Genomic DNA, 21,884 nt, shown 5'->3' with positions numbered 1-21,884 from the left:
TGTTGCCCGCTGAAAGGAGGTGGTGCTATGCCGGCTCCCGTCGTGTCACAGCGGTTTTTCGATCGTCGCGCCGCCGGACGTGCTCTGGCATGGGCTTTGAGCCACTACGCCGGTCGCCCGCATTTGCAGGTGTTGGCCTTACCACGCGGTGGTGTTCCCGTAGCGTATGAGGTAGCACAAGCGTTGTCTGCACCACTTGATGTGTTGCTGGTGCGCAAGTTGGGGGTGCCCGGTCAAGTAGAATTAGCCATGGGGGCAATTGCCGAGCAAGGTGCGCGCGTCTTGAATCACGATATCATCGCTGAGTTGAACATTCCTCCTCATGTCGTCGAGGAGGTGACAGTCCTCGAACAGGCCGAGATTGAGCGGCGTACTCGTGCGTATCGCGGTTCGAATCCGCCACCTGAGTTGCAGGATAAGACGGTGATTCTGATCGACGACGGTTTGGCGACCGGTGCCACGATGCATGCAGCAGTAAAATGTGTGCGATTACAGCATCCTCGTTGGATCACCGTAGCCGTGCCGGTCGCCAGCAAAGCAGCCGTGCGGATGTTACGCGCGGTGGCCGATGATGTGATCGCGGTGATGGTGGTTGAACCGTTTTATGCTCTGAGTTATTGGTACGAAGACTTTAGCCAAACGAGTGATGATGAGGTGCGACGTTTGTTGCAGGCTAGTCGTTCGCTGAGTACTACATCATCGCCAGAACATGCATGATTACTGTTCAGCTTTTTGGTTCGCCGCTGGTATTGCGTAACCATCAGCCGGTCGTATTGTCACGCCGGCGCAGTCGGGCACTGCTCTACTACCTTGCAGCACATACGCAGCCGGTGCGGCGGGAGCAGGTGTTGATCTTGTTGTGGCCCGACCACGAACGCAGCTCTGCTCAACAACTGCTGCGTTCAACGCTCTACACCGTTCGGCAAGTCCTCGGTGATGCGCTAGTTGCCGATGATGAGCACTTGGCGCTGACGGCAACGGTTGATCTGCGCACGCTGCAAGCCGTACTTGCCGATCCGCACGCAACGGTACAGATGTTAACGTCGGCATTGCCAACACATGCCGTCGAGGTGTTAGCCGGGTTTGATCTGCCCGACAGTGAGCCGTTTCAGTCGTGGCTCACCGGTGTGCGTGAACAAGCGCAGGTGCTGGTTGGGCGTGGTTGGTTACGGCTGGCCCGTTTGTATGAACAGCGCAGCGATTTGGCGGCTGCACTGCATGCGCTTGATGTGGCGTTGAGTATCGATCCACTACAAGAGGATGTGCAGCGTGATGCGATGCGTTTGGCGTATCTGAACGGTGATCGGGTAGGTGCTATCCGTCGGTTTGAGCAGTTTCGCGATCTGCTTGACCAAGAGTTGGGTGTGTCACCGATGCGCGAAACGCAGGCGCTGTACGATGCGATTATTACCGATACTCTTCCCGGTACGTCGGCTCCGGTGCGTTTGAGTGCGGTATCACTGAACGGTGTGCTGCCCTTTATTGGCCGTGATACCGAACTGTCATTGTTACAAACAGAAGCCCAGCCCGGTCGTTTACTGCTGATTGAAGGTGTGCCCGGAATTGGTAAGACGCGACTCGCCGAGGAGTTTCTTGCCCGTTGTGGTGGGCTAGTGCTGAGCGGGAGTGCCCGTGAACTTGAGCAGAATTTACCCTACCATCCTATCCGCACTGCTCTTGCTGCGTTTGTAGCTCGGCCTGAATGGCCTGCGCTGCATAGTCGACTACTGTTGGCGCCGATCTGGTGGCATGAACTAGGGCGGTTGGTGCCCGACCTGGCGCTACCGCCGACTACACCACCCGATGAAGCGCGGTTGTGGGAAGCGATTGCCCGCTTCTTAAACGAGTTGGCCCGCCAGCGGCCGGTGTACCTCCTGATCGATGATCTTCAGTGGGCTGATACAAGTACCTTAGGCTTGCTCGGCTATCTGTTGCGGCGTAGTACCGATGTCGCATTAACGGTTATCGCTACGACTCGCCCTCCCGAACCGCGTAGCACCCTTGCTCATCTCATCCGTGTTTTAATCCGGGAAGAGCGCCTCGTGCGTGTCGTACTTGAACGGCTGGCACCGGCTGCAATTTTGACGATTGCCCGCCAGCTAAGTCCGACCTTTGCCCATCCACTCGCCGATTGGTTAGAGCGTAATGCAGAAGGAAATCCCTACATCGTTTCCGAACTGGTGCGCTACGCGCGTATTGCCGGTTGGCTGACACCTAATGGCATGGTCGATCTAAGTGCATTCTCAGCTCAATCGGTGGTTCCGCAGAGTGTGTATCATCTCATCGAAGCGCGCCTCAGTCGGTTATCAGGTGCGGCCCGGCGCGTGCTCGATGCAGCGGTTGTCGTAGGTCGTGATTTCGCCTTTACTGTTGTCACGAAGGTCGCCGCGCTTTCCGAAGAGGCAACGCTGGACGCACTCGATGAATTGCTGGCCGCTCGTTTGGTGTTGCCGCTTAGCGATGGTCGGTTTCGTTTCGATCATCCTTTGACTATGGAAGTGGTCTATCGGAATCTCGGCGAGCTGCGTCACCGTATGCTCCATCGGCGCGTAGGTGAAGCTTTGGAGGCGTTGTATCGCGATCGGATTGACGAGGTAGCCGGGCAAATTGTGTTTCACTTTACTGAGGGTGGTTGGCCGGAACGGGCGGCCGGCTATGCGTTGCGGGCCGCCGAACGAGCCGCTGCGTTGGCAGCGTGGCCGGAAGCGGCAGAGTTTTATCTCAAAGCTTTAGACGGTGTGCTACCAACTCAACGTTCAACCGTCTTGCGTAAACTCGGCTATGCTCGGCTATACGCCGGTGCAGCGGGGTTGGCTACCGAAGCCTTTCGTGAAGCGATGGGTGTGGCGTTAACCCCGCATGAAGCCGTTGTCGCGCGATTAGCGCTTGCCCACGCCCTGATCCCGCAAGGTCGCTACGCCGATGTGATTACCTTGGTGAGCCAGATCGATCCTGATATCGATCCACGTCAACGGGCAGAAGCTCTTTTTCTCTGGGGGACGGCGCTCTCGTTGGAAGGTGCCGATCTCGGTGCTGCCACCGAACGGTTAATGATGGCCGAAGCCGTGTTACGTGCTTGCCCGACGGCTGAAGCAGCCGCTCTGGCTCAAGTCTCGTTTGAGCTAGGCAATATTGCCGCCCAGCAGGGAGATCTCACTACTGCCATTGCCCGCTACGAGATGGCCCAACAGGTCGCTGACGAAGCCGGTGATAGTGCGCTGACGTGGCGGGTATTGGCTCGCAATAATCAGGCGTATCATCGTCTGCTGCTCGGTGAAATCACGGCTGCCGAGTCCCTGATCACTGCCGCATTAAGCCTGGCTGAAGAAGGTGGTTTGCTTTCGGTTATGCCATACCTGCTCTCGACCGCCGGTGAAGTGGCGTTGGCGCAAGGTGATCTGGAGACGGCTACCGCTCGCTTCCAACAGGGATTGGCACTCGCCACTCAATTCAGCATTCCTGAACGGGTAGCCGGTATCACGGCCAATCTTGGCTTAGTCGCGTTACAACATGGTGATACGACCTGTGCTGTGCATTACCTCTCGACGGCATTAGCCCAAGCCGATACGCTTGGCGCCCGTCATCTGGCTGCCCAGATTCGGGTTTGGCTGGCACCGCTCTTACCACCGACTGAAGCGCGGATACGGCTGGCCGAAGCCCAAGCAATTGCCGAGGCGGGCGGCAGACAACGCCTACTGGCGGCAATTGCCCAAGTTCGAGCGGCGTTATCCAATCAAGCGACTGTTCCGCGTTGATGATACATATGCCGTCGTGCAAAATGCCGTTGCATGTTGACGGAGACATCGTGATCGCTCGCGTAGCGGGTTTGGGTAGGTGTAGATCGGTAGTCGTTCGAGAGTAGTAAACCTGTGGCACTTTGCACCGAATGATAGTGGGGGACAAGGGGCTGCTAGTGGTAAGAATATGGTTCAGCTACAGGTGGGGGATACAATCGGTCATTCCCAGATCGAAGCACTTATTGCTTCCTCGATGATCAGTGATGTCTACCGGGCCATTGATTTGAGGAGCGGCCACCGCTGTGCGGTACGAATCTTTCGCACCTCGTTTGAGCATGTGACTGACTTGCACGTCCTGTTTTACCACGAAGCGCGTATCGCTGCTGCCCTCCACCATCCTCACATTCTCCGTATTAATGAGATCGGCGAATGGCGTGGTCATGGGTACATTATCAGTGAGTATATGGCCGAAGGATCGTTACCGCTATGGTTGCGTCGGACGAGTCCGTCACTCTTAACCCTGTTAGATTTGGCGCGCCAGGCAGCACTTGCGTTAGTGTACGCACACCGGTTCAACGTCGTTCACGGTGATTTACGTCCGGCATCCCTCTTGCTCACGAACGATATTCGGTATCGATCCGGATTACGATTAGTCGTAAGTGGTTTTGCGCTTGGTCGGCTCAGTAGCGAAGTGTTAGCGATTGGCGGCATGACACCGAGTCGTTATCTGGCCCCTGAACGTCGTGAAGGTGCCGCTCCTTCGCCTGCCGCCGATGTGTTTGCCTTTGGGCAAATCCTCAGCGACCTATTCATCGCAACCGTTCCCGATCCTGACATTGCTCAACTATGTGCGGCTTGTACCACGCTCGATCCGGCAGCTCGGCCACCGGCCACCACCATTGCACTTGATCTAGCGCTGCGGATGCACGGTTCAAGGGCATGATAGTTGCGGACCGGCACAAGGTTTCTCAAGCAAGCCTTCTGCAGCCAGTCCGTGTCTGTCGTTAAGAGTGAGAAATCTGCTTGACCTTTTCGGCATCAGCCGCGATACGTGCAGCGACCGCTTCAGTCTGTTTACGCGCCACTTCTGGCATCAGAGTCACACTCTCACGCGCTCGCCAGCAAGCGGCAAAGTGCCCATCACCGTAGTCGATGAAGGGCGGCTCTTCTTCTCTGCATTTCTGGATCGCAATCGGGCAACGAGTATGAAAATGGCATCCTGATGGCGGGTTCAAGGGGCTTGGGACATCACCCTCGAGAATGATCCGGCGTCGTTGCTGCTCAATCTTTGGGTCGGGAATCGGCACCGCCGACAGCAGGGCCTGCGTATACGGGTGAAGTGGCATCGAATAGAGTTTCGACCCCTCGGCCAGTTCAACTACTTTACCGAGATACATGACCGCCACCCGGTCGGAGATATGGTTAACCACACTCAGATCGTGGGCAATAAACAAATACGTCAAACCCAACTTGTCTTGGAGTTCTTCCAGCAAATTGACTACTTGCGCCTGAATCGACACATCGAGCGCCGACACCGGCTCATCACAGACGACAAAATCCGGTTCTACTGCTAAGGCGCGGGCAATCCCGATGCGTTGACGTTGACCGCCGGAAAATTCGTGTGGGTAGCGGTTGGCAAACGCCGGGTTAAGCCCCACTAAATGCAACAGTTCTTCAACCCGCTCGCGTACCGCTCGTCCCTCGCGCAGCTTATGCACCCGGATCGGCTCGGCAATAATGTCGCCAACTGTCATCCGTGGGTTGAGCGAAGCATACGGGTCTTGAAAAATCATCTGCACACGACGGCGCATTTGACGTAATTCATTCCCACGTAGTTTGGTCAGATCAATTCCTTCAAACAGGACCTGCCCACCGGTTGGCCGATAAAGCTGTAAAATCGCGCGCCCCGTTGTACTCTTCCCACAACCCGACTCGCCGACCAGACCGAGCGTTTCGCCGCGCTTAATCGTAAAATTGACCCCATCAACCGCCTTTACCGTACCGACGCGTCGCTGAAAGATAATACCGCGTGTTACCGGGAAGTGCATCCGCAAATCTTTGACTTCAACTAAGGTAGTATCTGAGCGTTGAGTTGCCATGCTACGCCTCGTGTCTTACACTGCAATATCGGAAGTGGTCTGTTGTGGTACCGGAGTTTCAATCGTAATATCGAAGTGGCAAGCGGCTCGGTGATCGGGGCCAACCCGGCGCAACTCTGGCACTCTCGCTAAACATTCTTCGCGAGCATAATCACAGCGGGGGCTAAAGGGGCAAATCGGTGGTAAGTCGATCAGATTTGGCGGCAAGCCGCGAATTGGTGTGAGTCGGCGACCTCGCTCTTCATCAAGCCGCGGGATTGAGCGCAACAGACCGATCGTATACGGCATACGCGGGTTAGCAAAGATCTCGGCCGTTGGTCCCTCTTCGACCACCTTACCGGCGTACATCACCGTCACTCGGTCGGTCATCCCGGCCACGACACCCAAATCGTGGGTAATCAAGATAACCGCAGTTTCCAACTCCTCGCGTAGCCGGTTAATTAATTCAAGAATTTGGGCCTGAATCGTCACGTCGAGCGCCGTCGTCGGCTCATCGGCGATCAGTAATTCAGGGTTGCACGAAAGTGCCATCGCGATCATCACCCGTTGCCGCATCCCGCCCGAAAACTGATGCGGATAGTTGTCAAGACGCTTGCTCGGTGACGGAATCCCGACCATATCAAGCAACTCAATTGCGCGGTCACGGGCTTCTTTTTTGCTCAACTTAAGGTGTAATTCAAGCGACTCGGTAATTTGGCGGCCAATCGTCAATACCGGATTCAGTGACGTCATCGGATCTTGAAAGATCATCGCAATCCGATTACCACGGATACGGCGCATTTCTTCTTCACTGGCCTGTAACAGATCCTCACCATCAAATAAAATTTGACCACTGACGATTTTACCCGGTGGGTTAGGGATGAGCCGCATAATCGAAAGTGACGTCACCGATTTACCGCAACCTGACTCGCCGACGATACCGAGCGTTTCTCCCCGATTAACATAAAAAGAAACACCGTCAACTGCTTTGACGATGCCGTCTTGCGTATGGAAATAGGTGCGTAGATCGCGAACTTCGAGCAATGGGGCCATACGAATCCTCTGTCTCGTTGCCCTCATCATGTGCGGGCATGGTCGTTCCGTTGTTATGTTTACCTTTGATAGTGCGGATATGAGGGATAGTACCACAGAAAACCGGTCGGTGTCAAGAAAGCTCGGAGTACCGCACAATCGTGCGGCGCTCCGATGCGTTCATGGGAATGCGCGCACTCGTTACCAGACCCTGCGACCCGGCACATCGAATGTTGCTGTGTTCAAGATGTCAAGGATCGTTGGGAGGTAGTTGATAATCAGAATAATTGCCGCAACGGTGACCCACACCAACAACCGATCAAGGATTTTGGGTGCGTCTTCAGGGCCAGAGAGCGTCTTGGCGAAGTTGAAATCGGGTGCTTCGGCCAGCTTCTTGCCGCGGGTCAGCGTCATAATCATGTTGAGGTAGTAAAAGATGGCGCTCACGAACATGATTAGACCGCCGATCATGGCAAAGAAGAGGAAGAAGCGCCATTCATCCTGCACATAGGGTGCACCACCGATGTCGGTTCGTCGTGGCATGCCGCGCAAGCCTAGCTCGTGCATGAAGTGCGAGAATAGTCCCATCCCGACAAACCACAGCCATGCTTGGGCTACGCCCAGGCTACGGCTCCACAGTTGCCGTCCGGTGAGGTGGGGCACTAACCAATAGGTAATGCCCATAAAGCTCAGCGCTACTGCCGTACCAACCGTTAGGTGGAAGTGACCCGAAATCCAAGATGTATTGTGTACCACCAGGTTGACGTTGTATGAAGCATTGACCAGCCCACTAATCCCACCGAAGGCAAAGAGCATCATCGCCACGATCTGGGCCGAAATCTCCGGTTTGCCCCACGGCAAGTTAAAGATCCACGCCAACCAGCCCTCACCGCCGTTGCGCCGTCCGGCGTATTCGAGTGATGCCACCACGTTAAAGAAGGTGAGTAAGCTGGGGAAGAAGACACCAAACGTGAAGATAGCATGCACTAGTTTCCACATCTCGGAAATACCCGGATCGGCGACTTGGTGGTGCATGCCAATCGGTAATGACAGGATCAGGAAGAGAATGAACGAAACGCGCGCCATCGGGTCGCTAAACAGCTTCCCACCGGCTTGTTCTGGTACGAGGGTGTACCACGAAATGTACGCCGGTAAGAGCCAAAAGTAGACGATGGGGTGACCGGTAAACCAGAACAGCGTGCGTGCTAGTACCGGATCGGTGCCACCGACCAGTCCGAGCGACCACGGAATGACGAGAAAGATCATCTCACTCGCCACACCGATGGTCGAAATCGTCCACATGAGCATGGTGACGATGGCCATAAACGCGGGGAGTGGTGTGATTTGGTCGGGGTTGTCGGCTTTCCACGCGTTCCGGGTAATAATCATGTTTGCCAACAAGAGCCATGTACCGGCTACTACCAATGTCAACCCGATGTAGAAGAGCGAATCGGCCTTAAGGGGTGGGTAGAAGGTGAACATGACTGTTGCGTTGTTGGTCAGCAGTGGGATGGCCGCCAATACTAACCCACTGCCCATCACCCACAACGTGGCCCACGCTAGTCGGCTGCTGGCTAAGGGCCGACCGAGCGATTTGGCGAAGATATAGGTTAAAAACCCAATAATGTAAAAGGTTGTGAAGACAAGCACGTTTAAGACGCCGTGCACGGTCAGCCCTTGATAATACCCGCCGGGTAGTAGTGGCTTGGCCGGTGTATAGAGATCCAGTCCGTTGTAACGGAGGATCTGCAGTACGCCCATTAAGCCACCGACAGCAAGGGCGGCAAATGCGATGAAAATGTTGATCCCGGCAAGCTTGCGCTCGACACTGAGGTCGGTGCTGATAGCTACCGGTCGGGCGCGTGCAGCAATGCTGGCCATTCTCTCTCTCCTTCTTGCTTCTCTAGGGTAGCGAGGGTGCTACTCTTCCATTGGGGGACACCGGACAGTGTCACGTTAGGCTTTGGTTAGTTCACGATGATCTTGCCCGCCATGACATGGTGTCCGGCGCCGCAGTATTCATGACATAGGAACAAATACTCACCCGGTTTATCGAAAGTGGCCGTTACCCGTGAAATTTGACCGGGAATGACCATGACATTAATCGGTACCCCTTCGATCCTAAAGCCATGGATCACATCCTTGCTGGTCAGAATGAAGGTGACTTTCGCGCCGGCCGGGATCTCGAGAGTGTTAGGCGTGAACATGAAGGTCTGGGCGGTCAAAATTGCTTCATAGCGACCGGGCGCAATCTCGCGTAAACCGGGTTGGCTGAAAGTGGCATCGGTTCCGGCAGCGACGGCACTCACACTCACGCGCCCGGCTGTAGTCGGTACCCGTACCCCGACGGCAAATGCCGTCACCAGAATGGCAACCAACATCGATACAGGAATTGCAACGCTGGGCAGGATCCACGCCACTTCAAAGAGATAGCTAATAAACTTCTTGTCTTTCATGATGCCGGTATCCCTCCGTTAGCTAGCAACGTTAAGTAGACTTGCATCCACAGAATACTGAGTGCAAGCAAGAATCCGAGCGTGATCATGAGCGCACCGCGTGGTGGCTCGTGATCGTCCTCATGGTCGTCATCTGATGGGCGGCGATAGTTTGCCATTCACTCCTCCTTTACTTACTCCGGATAACATACAAACAAATGCGACGCTTCGTACACCAATCGCATGGCACCTTGGCTGCCCATTTCACGTGCGATCAGATCAACATCACGCAGTGCGATGGTGAGCGGTGGACCGTCGGCAGGGTACGAGGTGCGGATGTTACCAATCGGATCGATGAGAAACGTGCGGCGTTCGGCGTAGAGTTTGCCGGTTTCGTCTGGTTCGGTGTAGTACACCCCTAGCCCGCCACCGACGAGCATCTTGATGTCGCGCGGATCACCGGTGACAAAGCGCCAACTCTGTGGATCGACACCTAACTGTCCGGCCAGTGCCGAGAGATCGGCCGGTGTATCGTGGGCCGGGTCGAGGGTAATAGTGAGAAAGATGACTTCACTGCCCAATCGTCCGGCGGTTTGCAAGGCTTGGCGCAATTCGAGGAGCCGTCGGTTTTGCTCGGCACAGTCGTCTCCGCAGCGGCTATACATGAGGCTGATGAAGACCATCCGTCCACGCAGGTCGCTGTCGAGTAGGCGGTTCCCACGCTGATCGGTCAGCGCAAAGGGTGGTAGTGGCTCGCCGCGCGGGAGAACTTTCACCGGACGAGCAATCACAAACCATAGGAAGGCCGCGATCAGGCCACCGATGAGGATGATGCCTAGCCCGAACAACAAGCGGATGATGACCCGTCTGCGTGCTGTTAACTCATCTGTCGTTACAGGGAGTGCTATGTCAAGCCGCATCGTGCGATCCATCTAGCTACAATTGCTTGCAAGGCGAGTATACCGGGCAATAGTTGCTAGTGAAGTAAAGCGGTTATAACAAACAGTTGCAGTCTTACAACTTTTTGCGGTTGTATTCAAGGTGAATACACGCACGATATTCACATAATTCCTGCTAGACAATCATAAAGTAGCTGCACAAAATTGTTAGTCGGTTAGGTCCACATCAACCGCTCATCGTTGCTATCTGGCTCGGTTGTCTGTTCTTTACGCTGCATGAGGGAACTCTTTCCTCATCGGTCGCAACCGATAGCTACAATTGGCATGGCCGGCTGCGTTATCGCGTTCGGTATGCCGTTTTGTTGAGTTGATGAGGTGTTGCTGTATGACGCAAAAGAAGATTGTCGTGATTGGAAGTGGGTTTGGGGGGCTTAGCGCTGCTATTCGGCTTGCAGCACAGGGCCATGCGGTGACGATTCTCGAACAACGTGATCGCCCCGGTGGTCGTGCCTATGTCTATCAAACGAAAGGCTATACCTTTGATAGTGGGCCAACAGTGATTACCGCGCCGTTTATGTTTGATGAACTGTGGCAGTTAGCCGGTAAACGACGCGAAGATTATGTGACGTTCGAGCCATGCCGACCGTATTATCGCCTCTTCAACCATGAGGGTCGCTGCCTTGAATATGGTGATGATGAACAGGCTTTGCTTGAGCAGATCCGTCAGTGGAATCCGGCTGATGTGGAAGGGTATCGCCGCTTTATTGCTAGTACCCGCCCAATCTTTGAAAAGGGTTTTAGCTTGATCGATAAGCCGTTTCTTCACTTTCGCGATATGTTACGGATTACCCCCGACCTGATCCGGCTTAAATCGTATCAAAGTGTGTATCAGTTTGTCTCACAGTTTTTCCAAGATGATTTTCTCCGCCGTTGCTTCTCGTTCCATCCGCTCTTTATCGGGGGGAATCCGTTTGACGCAACGTCGATTTATGCGATGGTGCATTACATTGAGCGGCGGTGGGGTGTCTATCATGCTCGTGGTGGTACCGGTGCTATTGTGAAAGCAATGGTGCAACTCTTTACTGAGTTGGGTGGTTCAATCGAGTTGAACGCTAAGGCAGTAGAGATTGTGATCAACGGTCGCCGTGCTAGCGCCGTGCGTACCCAAGATGGTCGTCTGTTCCCGGCCGATATTGTGGTCTCGAATGCTGATGTGCCACAGACGTATATGACCTTAATCCCACCACGGTATCGCAAAGTGCAGACTGACCGCCGCCTGCGCCGGATGCGCTATAGTATGTCACTCGCCGTAATCTATCTCGGTATTAATCGTCGTTATGATGATGGTCGGTTGGTTCAGCACAATATCATCTTCAGTGAACGGTACAAGGGATTACTCGACGATATCTTCAATCGAAAATGGCTCGCCGACGATTTCTCGCTCTATCTCCACCGTCCATCACATAACGACCCGACGTTAGCTCCTCCTGGCCACGAGGCGCTCTACGTCCTAACACCGGTGCCTAATCTGGCGGCGAACATCGACTGGGCGACGGCTGGGCCGCGCCTGCGCGAGGCTATTCTTACCTTCCTCGAAGAACATTACATGCCCGATCTGCGGCGTCATATCGTGGTTGAACATATGGTCGATCCGCGCTACTACCGTGATGCCCTCAATAGCTACCTCGGCGCCGGCTTTTCGATCCAACCGCTCTTGACCCAATCGGCGTGGTTCCGTCCGCATAACCGCTCTGAAGATATCGATAACCTGTATCTGGTAGGAGCAGGTACGCATCCCGGCGCCGGCTTACCCGGTGTGATTGCCTCAGGGGCGATTGTTGCTAATTTGGTCGCTCAAGAGGCCTGATAACCGCCGTTGATGCAAGAGTGGGTCATAGCCCACTCTTGCGGTGTTCCTGCTCGCATTGTTCACGGTACGCTTGGTGTTCTTGTGAACACTTGTTCTTAATTTGTCGTTCTCGTGGTGTAACGGTTTATCAAGAGCGTGAGAACGATGTACAGGGCTGCCCCACCGATCCCGGTTAGGGTCAAGCCGATCAGTAGTCCCGGTACATCATTTGGCCAGCGATAGCTGGCTGTTGGTGTGCCGCCAGGGATCAGATCGCGTGCATACCACCATAACCCGCCAACGAGGAGGCTGACAGATAAGGCACTTATGAATTGTTGCCAAACTCTCGGTGTACTCCAGATACCCGGTAGCGTGCGTGCGAGGGCAATTGCCAGTAACACTGTTTCGAGGGTGTTAGCAATACTGAAGGCAATTGCCAGCCCTCCTATATCAGCTCCTGCGAACAGCAATACGGTACCGAGGGTGATGTTGAGCGTCACCTGTCCGAAACCGATCAGTACCGGTGGCCAGGTGTGTTGCATTGCATAAAAAGTACGGATCATGATTTCTGATGCAGCGAAAGCCGGTAACGCGAAGGCGTAGCCGGTGAGTGCCGCAGCAGTGTACGAGAGCGAGAGTGTATCAAAAGCGCCCCGTTCAAATACGACGCGCGCTAGCGCTGGGCCTAAGGTCAGTAAGGCGGCGGTTGCCGGTAGCGTTAGCCAGAGAATGCGACTCAGCGTTGTGCGCACATCATCAATCAGGTCACGAAATTGTTGTTCGGCGACGAGTCGGGCGAGCCGTGGGAAAGCTACGGTGCTTAAACTAAGCGCAAAGACGCCGTATGGTAACAGCATCAATTGATAGGCCCAACGTAATCCGGCTAGTTTGGCATCACCGTCGGGCAGACGGGCAGCTAACGCTAACGTTGCAACAATACTCAGATGGGCCGCCGCTTGCCCAATCACGCGCGGACCCATCGCTTGCGCCACTTTCCTGAGTTCTGCCATATTGCGACCCAACTGTGGTCGCAGTTGCATACCTAGCTCGAATAGTGCCGGTAACTGGATCAGCAAGTAACATAGCGCACCAATGATGACCCCCCATGCCATCCCCCAAATGCCAACCCATGGCGCCAATAATGCTCCGCCGGTAATCCCCAGATTGTAAATGCTTGGGGCAAGTGCTGGCATCGTAAATCGGTCACGGGCATTCAGCGCCGCCATCGCTAGTCCGCCAAGGCCGAGCAAGAGTGGTGAGAGGAGAAATAGGCGGGTCATAGCGACAATGAGGTCGAGGGTTGTGTTCGTGAAGCCTTGTCCGCCGTAGAGCAGCGGGACAAGCCACGGTGCTGCGACAAACAAAACAGTGCTGGCTACTAACAAAACTATCAATGCCCACGTCACTACAGCACTGACCAGCTCCCATGCGCGTTCTGGCCGCTCACGTTCCCACAGTTCAATGAATACCGGAATAAAGCTGCTACCAAGCGCCCCACCAATAATCACGAGGTACAGCAAGTCGACGGTGCTAATCGCTGCCCCATAAGCGGCCATTTCGGCGGAAGTACCGAAATAGTATGAAGCGACCATGTCGCGGATCAAACCGGTTATCCGGCTCAACATAAAGCCGCCCATCACAATCAAGCTGTTACGTTGCGTGCGGAGACGGCGGTGGACGGTCCTTAGTTGCACAGTCGGCGTTCCTATGCTATACTTCAGAACTAGCGCGGCGAGCAAGCGCTCGCCGCTTCACTTGTCATCAGTAACGCACCAATTATATCCGAGGAGTTTAACCTTGGCGAACACAAAATCGGCAAAAAAGCGCATTCGGAGCGACGCACGTAAGCGTCTGCGCAATCAGTCGTATCGTTCGCGTATAAAGACGATGATTAAGAAGGCCGAACTCGCGTTGGCGAGCGGTGTTGTTGATGAAGCTGCTTTGCGCACTGCCTATAGCACGCTCGATAAGGCCGCTGTAAAGGGGATTATCCACAAAAATAACGCCGCTCGTCGTAAGTCGCGCTTAGCCCAAAAGGCCAAAAAAGTTGCCTTGGCCGCTCAAGCCGGTTCGGCAGCATAACCTTCCCCTCTTATTCCGGTCGGGCCGCACAGGGTGCGGCCCACGTACTATCGACGTCGTACCGTCGTCGATGATGATTGACAAATCTCCACTACAAACAATTCAAGTGCCGTCTCTGCTTGCATCTTACCGGTCTTAATTGCATGGTCGAGTTCAAGCAGACGGTCATGCGCAGTTACCAGTTCCGCCGCAGTAAAATGACGGGCCTGTTCTGCTGCTTTCCGTGCGACAAACGGTTTTAATCCTAGCTCGCCGGCAATATCGTCGGCCCGATGACGTTGGCCGAGGAGCTGCTTAACGTGCAACAGAATCCGAATCTGTCGTGCCAGCATAAACAACACGTAGTGTGGAGCTTCACCATCCTCGATAAGTGCGCGTGCGCCGCGCAAGGCTGCCCTTAAGCGTTTTCCACTCAGATCATCGATAAACGCAAACAGATTTTGCTCTTGCTGATCGGTAACCAGTCGGTCAACTGCTGCTTGATCGATCTTGCCACCCCTCCCAACATAACTGGCCAATTTCGCCAGCTCATTCACTAAGGTACGACTATCATTACCGGCTAAATCGACCAGTCGCTGCGCTGCTGTCGGTTCAATCGTCACCGACAGCAAACGAGCGCGCTGACCAATCCAGTGCAACAGTTCCGAACCGCTGAGCAGTGGAAATTCGCGCACCACACCATGTTTGCTCAGATAGGTGAAGAGAAGGTGTCGTCGGTCAATATCTTCCTGTTCGACAAACACCAAATCACACGTCGGCGGTACCCGTGCGCAATAGTCACGTAGTTCCTCACGTGCTTTGCCTGCCTTACTGTGTTTGAGGGCATCGTAAACAATCACCAGTCTCCGGTCGGTCAAAAACGGGTGCGCTTCGCAGGCCGCAACGAGTTGTTCAATCGTCAGTTTCCGCCCGTCAAGCACACTTACATTCAGATCGGCAACGTCAGCCGGCAGATGCGACCGTAATTCAGCCAGCGCTTCGCTACGCGCCAATTCATTTGCTCCGTAGAAGAGGTAAATCATCGCTCTGGCTCATTATCAAGGGCACGGGCAATCGCACCGATTAATCGTGCCGCCCGTTCGGCTAACGACGGATCGTACTCATACCTGCTATCGGCGATAGCGCGGATGCTCAACGTGCGAAAATGTCGTTGCCGAAACGGTGCGAGTAGCTCGTCACGGACTGCCAATGTGCGTGGTTCGAGATCGATCACCGGATCGGTCTGATCCGCCATCATCGCCAGTTGATACAAAAACTGATCAGCCCGTTCGTGCCGCAATACACCGTCACGGCTGATAATTGCCAATTGACCACATGCTAACGGTCCTAAGCCGATCACGAACGTATTCCGCGGATCGAACGGGTAACGGGTAAGTAACGTCTTGATACCGTGTTGGTCACAATAGGCAGCACCGATAGTCACCGCCCACACTTCCACGTGACGTAACCCGTGAAGATGATGACCGGCAATCAATAGCGCCGCCAGCGCCGCGATCCCACCATCAGGTTCCATTAGCTCTATTGGTCGATAAGTAGCCCAAAGCCAACCTATGGCACCGAGTAGCGCAACAATCAGCAACGACCACTGCCAGATCGTCCAAGCCGCAGTAGTCGCGCTGACGAGCGGTAAGCTGGTGAATACCAGCCGTATTAACAAACCTTCTGTCGTTGGCGCGATCAAGTGAGATATGCCGCGCCATGCTGGGGGTGTGTCGAGCGGTGCAACGATAACTAAACGCCAGCGTGGTTGACTCGGCTTATCGATGTCAGTAACAGCGATGGGTAGGGCTGCAATAATATTCTGACTCATGCGCTGTCGGCGCAACACCGGTAGTGGGGTAGCCAAAGCATCGGCACACAAGACTGCCACTAGCCAAAGGACGAGCACAATACCTGCCACCGGAAGCCAACCACTTAACACCGTAACGGCGATCAACCATACAGCTACCGGTCTAAAACGCACCCCTGGGTGATCAACTGCCGGGAGTGAACGCGTGTCCACGCTGAAGCCCGCCTGTCGCAGGCGGGCATTAATCTGAGCTGCTGCCACTGCTTCTGCTGTAGAAGTGGCACGGCGCGGACCAAGCTGTTCGGCTAGCCCGGCCAATATTCCAACAGGATTAAAAGGTTGCACCGGCATTGATCTGTGCTTGCCTAGGGCGCTGGTGTGGGTGTAGGTATGGGTGTGCTTGGTGCCCTGATCGGTGTCGCAGTGGCCGGAGGTGACCCTGGATTGGCCGGCAAACCGGGCAACGGTGTGTCTGGGCGCCGGCAATCAGTTTGGCCCGGTAGACAAAGGAGCAACACCAGATCGTAACGAATAAACTGGTTGCCGATATCACCGACATTCTTCACTTGAACGAAATAGAAGCCGTCAACTTTCGGTGAGAACTCAATTTGCGAATCGAGCGTATTTCCTCCCGGCATATCATCGTTGATATCGAGAATACTCACGCCATCACGATCGGCCAGCACCAGCACCGTGTCGGCTCCTGCTTGGGTGTCACTGTTAACCGTATTTGGTCCACGATACCGCCGGGTATCGGTGTAGATCACATAACGTTTACCGGCCTTTGCAAAGAATATCACCCAATCGGCATCACCGGTCGGACAGAGACGGCGATTTTCTTGCACCTCATTAGACGTAATCAGACGTGCTTGCTCAGGCAACCCGTCTGGCTCAAATATATCCAGACAGACCGTCTCGGCAGGCATTGGCGTTGGGCCATTGCTCTCATCGATCAAAACAATGACATACGAATAATCGTTGCCACCCCTCCCGGCAGTGTCACGCACTCGAATGTAATAACTGCCATCAGTCGGACTACGGAACGTAATACGTGGCCGCGTATCACGTGGGTTAGGATTGGCCGGATCGCGGTTGTAGAAATCATCGTTAAAGGCCAATCGGTTAAGCTGGCTATCGAGCAATTCGAGCGAGAGATCGATCCCCGGTTGCATCACCGGTATATCAATGGTGTAAACCTTGCCCGCGACACCGCCAAAGTAGAGCCAATCCTCATCGCCGGTTGGGCAAATCACATGCTCTTGCGGAATCTGCACGTCGATCCGTTTCGCTTGGGCCGGCATATCGTCAGGTTCAAAACCATCGACACAAACAGCTCGTGCTAATGGGGTAGAAGTTGGAATAGGTGTTGGTGTCGGTGTAGCAGCGACCACTTGCACGATAATACGGAAAAGGGCAGTCACGCTGGGAGTACTGGTACGAAAAGCAAAAACATCAATGGTGTAGTTCCCCGGCACCGCACTTGGCGGAATATCGAAGAAAAAGGTAAAGTTTTGCGTTGCGTTCACTGCGATAGCAATAGGTTGTCCGGGCGAAATCGCAAAACCGCTCCAGCCGGTCGGCAGCGTTGCTGTGATCCCAAACGTATCGGACACGCCACGATTTTGCAGGTTGGTATTAACCGAAATCGAAACTTGACCGGCTTGACCGCTGACGGTTGCAGATGTTGGTGTCCAAACAAAATCAATCGTTTGACCTAACGGTGCTGCACTAGCCGGAAGTTGTGGTAGGGCTGTCAGTACCATCAGTATTGTTACACAGATTGTGATGGTGAGGTTGCGGAGTTTCACAGAGGTTTTCATGCTGCTCGCTAGCTCCCTCTGCATACAGAGCGGCGGATACGGCAACATTATAAGCTGCTGCTTGCTTCGATGTCAAACATTTTAGGCGTAAAGATTCAGAAAAGCGGGATATAATTTAGATATAAAATATTGATGATTAAAGTATCTGTACCGCAGGTGAAGAGTTCGTTTCACGCAAAGGGCTATTGCTCAGCTACGCTATAGGATAGCGGGGAGTCGTTACCAAAGGCGCCAGCGCGGCGCAGGAGGGGCTATGAACATCGCAATTGAACTTATTCAGAGCTGGCGCTTGCTCGCTCGTTTTCGTGAGCTGATCAACGAGCCGGGCGTGCAACAGTTGATAATTCGGAATGAGAATGGCGACGACCTCATCGCGATGAAGGTCCCGGCGATGCTGGAAGGTTCCACCATACGTCCGATGTTGGCGGCCGTGAAGGCAATTGCTAATGAGTTGCCGCGGGTGACGATTGCAATTGTATACAACCCCGAGCTTGCCAGCGCGATGGGTGAAACCGATGAGTTTGATGGAGCGATGGATGTGGTCGAACCGGTGTTTGAGCGGTATTAGGCTGAGTATATGTTCTCTCACAGCATAGCAGTGGTTTTGACTACTGCTATGCTGTTTTCTTCAATTCCTGACGGATTCGGTAAACAATTTGAAAAGCGGGAATGCATTGCTGTAGGTAGCAAACAGTAACCACATTGGCAAACGCCAGCTTACAACAAACACAATGGCTGCTATCCAAGATAGCAGGGCATGGTGTTGAGGTAGATATGTCATACGATTTGGTATTTCTTGGATAAGCCATATGAGCAAGAATGTAAGGCATGTTACATGAATATTGATGAATCGGCCATAATCTGCTGCAACAATCATTAGTGGAACGGTGGATAGTAGCGATATTCCGATGAACATGATAATGGCTGCCAATCCTCGTCGTGGTATACATTGCCATAATCGGTATGCAGTAATAACAACAATAATAGGGATGAAACTCATGAAACCGGTGATGAGGTAGACAACACTTGTTTCAGGCGTAGTGAATAGTCTAACAAACTCGATACCTTGCTCGGTGCTTAGCTCTAAAAAAGAAATAGCACCGAGCACTTCGCCAAGCATCATACAATCCCGTGTGGGAATTGGTTGAATTGAGCTGCAAATCGCATTGATAGTATCTGTGTTTGCCTGTGGTGATCGAACGATGAGTCCACCGATTAACACCGCCGGTAGTAAGGCAACGGTTGTAGATCGTGACAATGGACCAAAATCCCGTTCGTAGATAATGGTAGCCGCGATGATATACGGTAAAAAAAGCACTAACATCTCATGAGACAGTACTGCGACAATACTCGCTCCACCAACCCATATTGGTAGAAATCGTAGTGGTCTCTTTGATAATCTCAAACTAAGAATAACGAGAAGGAGGATAATTTCCAAGACTAGCTCTTTACGAACGCCGAGGTGTGGCCATGTATAAAATGAAAGCAAGAGAAATGCTGGTGAGAATAATAGCGTAAATGTTATAGGTGATAGCTCGGTTGTGCGGATAAGGTAATAGGTTAAGATAAAAAATACGGTTAGAATTGTGGTTTGCACGAGAATAGTGAGTTGGGCGGTTGGAATCGATAATCTCTGGGCGATCTGGAAGATGATTTCGCCAGGTAATCCTCGTCTTACAAACCCACCTTGATAATTAATCAACCATTCCCCGATGAGCCATTCGTGCGGGATCGGTTGTTGCCACAGTAAGAAACTTAAAAAGATCTGGGAAAAATAAGGAATACTGACTAGACCAAATAATGTCAGTGCATGTGTTTTTCGTGATGGTGTTCTGTACTGAAGTTCATATACGGTTAATGTATTATGAGTGTGTTCCATGCCGACATCATCTCCTTTCACGTCTTATCGCCTCGCTCATAATCCTAAGCATGTACGTTACCGTAGTATTACCCTCTACCGTTAGTTGTTGGACTACGGTAAGGGTATCATAGCGTTGATCGCACTGCGCATTTTGTTATGGTATACTGTTGTATGCACAACAAGTGCTCAGTGAGGAGAAACCTATGTCTAGCCATGCCCCCGCCGAACTCGATCTGGCGGTTGCGTCGTTAATTATGGTGCGACCTGACGAGGATCGCGAAGAGTACGAAGAACAGTACGAAAGTGTTGCTGCCGTGCAGGATCAACTGCGCGAGCTTGGCATTGATATCGATCTCGTGAGCCAGCCCGGTGTTGAGATCTGGGAAGGTTCCATTGAGACGATGGGTGCGCTCTATCAATTAGCCCGTATGGCCGCCCATCTTGAGCGGGGTAATGACTTAGCCCCAATTATCGCCGACGGGCCTGTCCTTGACGACGATCTCGACCGAGCGGTGACTGATGTTTGGGATGAACTGGTGTCGAGTCGCTATCGTCATCTGATCAATCTCCAGGGCATTAATAGTTACTATCTGCCGGTTGATTTCGCCGATCCGATCTATTTGCCCTTTGAAGATGACGATGGCGAAGAGGATCAGGCATTTTTTGGCTCGTCGGTGCAGTTGTTGCGTGAGTTGTCGGAATTGGCCCCGCAGTTGATCAAGGCCGGCGTTTCGCCTCGTTCTGATGCCTTCCGCTGCCTTGAGGTACTCCGTGAGGCTGCCGACCAGAGTGTGAAGTGCGGACTTCCCATCATCGTTTGGTAACGGTTCCATGCAGGATGTGATCTTTTTTGAACAACGCCCCCGTCCTGACCGTGATCAGACGCCGCGTGAGCGGCGCTATTATGTATGGACGGTCGGTTGTCAAATGAATATCTCCGATTCAGAACGCCTTGAAGCGGCTTTGCAAGGTGTCGGCTATAGCCCGGCTGCACGGCCCGAAGAGGCGAGCTTTATTGTCTTGAATTCATGCAGTGTACGCGCTTCTGCCGAAGAGCGGATTCTGGGCAAACTCGGCGAGTTGGTGCGGGTGAAGCGGTCCTATCCCGATACCAAGATTGTGCTCTGGGGGTGTATGGTTGGCCCGAATAACCGCTCGATCTTCGCCGAGCAGTTGCCAATGGTCGATCATTTTGTCTCACCGTCGGCGGTCGATGAAGTAGTGGCACTAGCTCCGAACCCGATCTATACCCTCGATGAACCGGCGCTGCCGGTGCGGGACTGGAGCCATCCACCGGTCTCGGTGCATGTACCGATCCAGTATGGCTGCAATATGACATGCTCGTACTGTGTTATTCCACTCCGCCGAGGCCGTGAGCGATCCCGCCCGTTGCCCGAAATCGTCGAGGAGGTACGGCGGATTGTAGCGCGTGGTGCTAAGGAGATTACGCTACTCGGCCAGATTGTCGACTCCTGGGGCCACGATCTCCCCGGACGGCCTGAGCTGGCTGATTTGCTCGAGGCGGTCGATCCAATCCCCGGTCTGCTCCGGTTGCGGTTCCTTACCTCGCATCCGGCCTGGATGACCGATCGCTTGATCGAGACGGTGGCGCGCTTGCCGCGTTGCCAACCAGAAATCAATTTGCCGGTGCAGGCTGGTTCTGACCGCGTTCTTAAGCTGATGCGACGTGGCTATACGGTGGCCCGCTATAAGTCGTTGATCGCGAAGATTCGTGCCGCGATTCCGCATATTTCGCTGACCACCGATATTATCGTTGGTCATCCCGGTGAAACCGAAGAGGATTTTCGCCAGACCATGGAACTCTGCGCCGAGATCGGCTTTGATAAAGTGCATATCGCAGCTTTCTCGGCGCGTCCTGGAACGCGTGCCGCCGAGCAAGAGCAGGATCCGGCGCTGGCAGTGCCACCCGACGTTAAAGAGGAACGTCGCCGCCGTCTTGAACAGTTGCAAGAACAAATTGCTACCGAGCGCATGGCTCACTTCCTCGGTCAGACGGTTGAGGTGTTGGTTGAAGGTGAAAGCAAGGGGAAGTGGCGTGGCCGTACTCCCGGTAATCGGCTGGTCTTCTTTTCCCATCCCGCCGATCTGACCGGCCAGTTGGTTCCAGTCAAGATTACTGCTACCAGTCCGTGGTCATTGCAAGGTGTGCCGTTGCTCGACTAACAGGCCGAGACGGTTCAACCGCGCTAACCGAGTGGTCGCTCTCATCAAATAGAATCACGCTGTCGTCGCTCGTGGTGCCAACGAGTGGCGATCAATGGGAGCGCTGTGTTATCACACC

At 53.8% G+C, this 21,884-nt stretch carries 19 protein-coding genes; 8 read left to right on the top strand and 11 right to left on the bottom strand.

What is annotated here, in order from left to right:
• Positions 1-27 precede the first annotated feature (27 nt).
• The 3 genes from ACP5OT_RS10505 to ACP5OT_RS10495 all read left to right on the top strand — a co-directional run bounded on the left by ACP5OT_RS10505 (position 28) and on the right by ACP5OT_RS10495 (position 4,680).
• A complete protein-coding gene (locus ACP5OT_RS10505) occupies positions 28-717 on the top strand; it encodes a phosphoribosyltransferase (RefSeq protein WP_424676944.1) in 690 nt (229 codons plus the stop codon).
• The gene (locus ACP5OT_RS10500) at positions 714-3,755 is read left to right on the top strand and encodes an ATP-binding protein (RefSeq protein ID WP_424676943.1); all 3,042 of its coding nucleotides are present in this window, start codon (positions 714-716) and stop codon (positions 3,753-3,755) included. The genes ACP5OT_RS10505 and ACP5OT_RS10500 overlap by 4 nt, the downstream gene beginning before the upstream one ends.
• A gap of 169 nt (positions 3,756-3,924) precedes the next feature.
• The gene (locus tag ACP5OT_RS10495) at positions 3,925-4,680 is read left to right on the top strand and encodes a protein kinase (protein ID WP_424676942.1); all 756 of its coding nucleotides are present in this window, start codon (positions 3,925-3,927) and stop codon (positions 4,678-4,680) included.
• A 61-nt stretch (positions 4,681-4,741) separates the two neighbouring features.
• Here the strand turns inward: ACP5OT_RS10495 and ACP5OT_RS10490 are convergent, their stop codons facing one another.
• The 6 genes from ACP5OT_RS10490 to ACP5OT_RS10465 form a co-directional block, all read right to left on the bottom strand.
• The gene (locus ACP5OT_RS10490) at positions 4,742-5,836 is read right to left on the bottom strand and encodes an ABC transporter ATP-binding protein (protein ID WP_424676941.1); all 1,095 of its coding nucleotides are present in this window, start codon (positions 5,834-5,836) and stop codon (positions 4,742-4,744) included.
• A gap of 15 nt (positions 5,837-5,851) precedes the next feature.
• Entirely contained in the window at positions 5,852-6,868 is a 1,017-nt protein-coding gene (locus ACP5OT_RS10485; protein WP_424676940.1) for an ABC transporter ATP-binding protein, read from the bottom strand.
• Positions 6,869-7,048: 180 nt separating this feature from the next.
• Positions 7,049-8,728 (bottom strand): b(o/a)3-type cytochrome-c oxidase subunit 1, encoded by a 1,680-nt coding sequence (locus ACP5OT_RS10480; protein ID WP_424676939.1) that lies wholly within the window; start codon positions 8,726-8,728, stop codon positions 7,049-7,051.
• A gap of 86 nt (positions 8,729-8,814) precedes the next feature.
• Positions 8,815-9,303, bottom strand: coding sequence for a cytochrome c oxidase subunit II (locus tag ACP5OT_RS10475; RefSeq protein WP_424676938.1), 489 nt, complete (start codon positions 9,301-9,303; stop codon positions 8,815-8,817).
• Complete coding sequence (locus ACP5OT_RS10470) at positions 9,300-9,461, bottom strand: hypothetical protein (protein ID WP_424676937.1); 162 nt, start codon at positions 9,459-9,461, stop codon at positions 9,300-9,302. Before ACP5OT_RS10470 ends, ACP5OT_RS10475 begins: the two co-directional genes overlap by 4 nt.
• Positions 9,462-9,476: 15 nt before the next feature.
• A complete protein-coding gene (locus ACP5OT_RS10465; protein ID WP_424676936.1) occupies positions 9,477-10,214 on the bottom strand; it encodes an SCO family protein in 738 nt (245 codons plus the stop codon).
• Positions 10,215-10,566: 352 nt separating this feature from the next.
• Between ACP5OT_RS10465 and ACP5OT_RS10460 the strand changes: the two genes are divergently transcribed.
• On the top strand, positions 10,567-12,048 hold the full coding sequence (locus ACP5OT_RS10460; protein ID WP_428111490.1) for a phytoene desaturase: 1,482 nt from the start codon (positions 10,567-10,569) through the stop codon (positions 12,046-12,048).
• A 98-nt stretch (positions 12,049-12,146) separates the two neighbouring features.
• Here ACP5OT_RS10460 and murJ read toward each other — a convergent pair whose 3' ends face one another.
• The gene (gene murJ / locus ACP5OT_RS10455; RefSeq protein ID WP_428132056.1) at positions 12,147-13,724 is read right to left on the bottom strand and encodes a murein biosynthesis integral membrane protein MurJ; all 1,578 of its coding nucleotides are present in this window, start codon (positions 13,722-13,724) and stop codon (positions 12,147-12,149) included.
• A 103-nt stretch (positions 13,725-13,827) separates the two neighbouring features.
• On the opposite strand from murJ, the gene rpsT reads away from it, so the two are divergent.
• Positions 13,828-14,112: a 30S ribosomal protein S20 gene (rpsT, locus tag ACP5OT_RS10450; protein ID WP_428132053.1), complete on the top strand. Its 285-nt coding sequence runs from the start codon at positions 13,828-13,830 to the stop codon at positions 14,110-14,112.
• A 47-nt stretch (positions 14,113-14,159) separates the two neighbouring features.
• On the opposite strand, the gene holA is transcribed toward rpsT, so the two are convergent.
• Genes holA through ACP5OT_RS10435 form a run of 3 tightly spaced genes read right to left on the bottom strand, consistent with a single transcriptional unit; the run spans position 14,160 to position 17,721 of the window.
• Positions 14,160-15,134 carry a DNA polymerase III subunit delta gene (holA, locus tag ACP5OT_RS10445; RefSeq protein ID WP_428111487.1) on the bottom strand — a complete coding sequence of 325 codons (975 nt, stop codon included), beginning with the start codon at positions 15,132-15,134 and terminating at the stop codon, positions 14,160-14,162.
• Positions 15,131-16,252, bottom strand: coding sequence for a hypothetical protein (locus ACP5OT_RS10440; protein WP_428111485.1), 1,122 nt, complete (start codon positions 16,250-16,252; stop codon positions 15,131-15,133). Before ACP5OT_RS10440 ends, holA begins: the two co-directional genes overlap by 4 nt.
• A 14-nt stretch (positions 16,253-16,266) precedes the next feature.
• Positions 16,267-17,721, bottom strand: a complete 1,455-nt coding sequence (locus tag ACP5OT_RS10435) for a peptidase (RefSeq protein WP_428132050.1) — start codon at positions 17,719-17,721, stop codon at positions 16,267-16,269.
• Between the two features lie 253 nt (positions 17,722-17,974).
• On the opposite strand from ACP5OT_RS10435, the gene ACP5OT_RS10430 reads away from it, so the two are divergent.
• Complete coding sequence (locus tag ACP5OT_RS10430) at positions 17,975-18,289, top strand: DUF4342 domain-containing protein (RefSeq protein ID WP_428132048.1); 315 nt, start codon at positions 17,975-17,977, stop codon at positions 18,287-18,289.
• Positions 18,290-18,349: 60 nt separating this feature from the next.
• Here the strand turns inward: ACP5OT_RS10430 and ACP5OT_RS10425 are convergent, their stop codons facing one another.
• A complete protein-coding gene (locus ACP5OT_RS10425; protein ID WP_428132045.1) occupies positions 18,350-19,600 on the bottom strand; it encodes a hypothetical protein in 1,251 nt (416 codons plus the stop codon).
• A gap of 185 nt (positions 19,601-19,785) precedes the next feature.
• Between ACP5OT_RS10425 and ACP5OT_RS10420 the strand changes: the two genes are divergently transcribed.
• Positions 19,786-20,406, top strand: coding sequence for a hypothetical protein (locus ACP5OT_RS10420; protein ID WP_424675938.1), 621 nt, complete (start codon positions 19,786-19,788; stop codon positions 20,404-20,406).
• Positions 20,407-20,413: 7 nt separating this feature from the next.
• On the top strand, positions 20,414-21,766 hold the full coding sequence (gene miaB, locus ACP5OT_RS10415) for a tRNA (N6-isopentenyl adenosine(37)-C2)-methylthiotransferase MiaB (RefSeq protein WP_424675939.1): 1,353 nt from the start codon (positions 20,414-20,416) through the stop codon (positions 21,764-21,766).
• Positions 21,767-21,884 lie beyond the last annotated feature (118 nt).

Source organism: Chloroflexus sp., assembly GCF_049970315.1.
Taxonomy (GTDB): Bacteria; Chloroflexota; Chloroflexia; order Chloroflexales; family Chloroflexaceae; genus Chloroflexus.
This window is presented reverse-complemented; position numbering and strand designations above follow the sequence as displayed.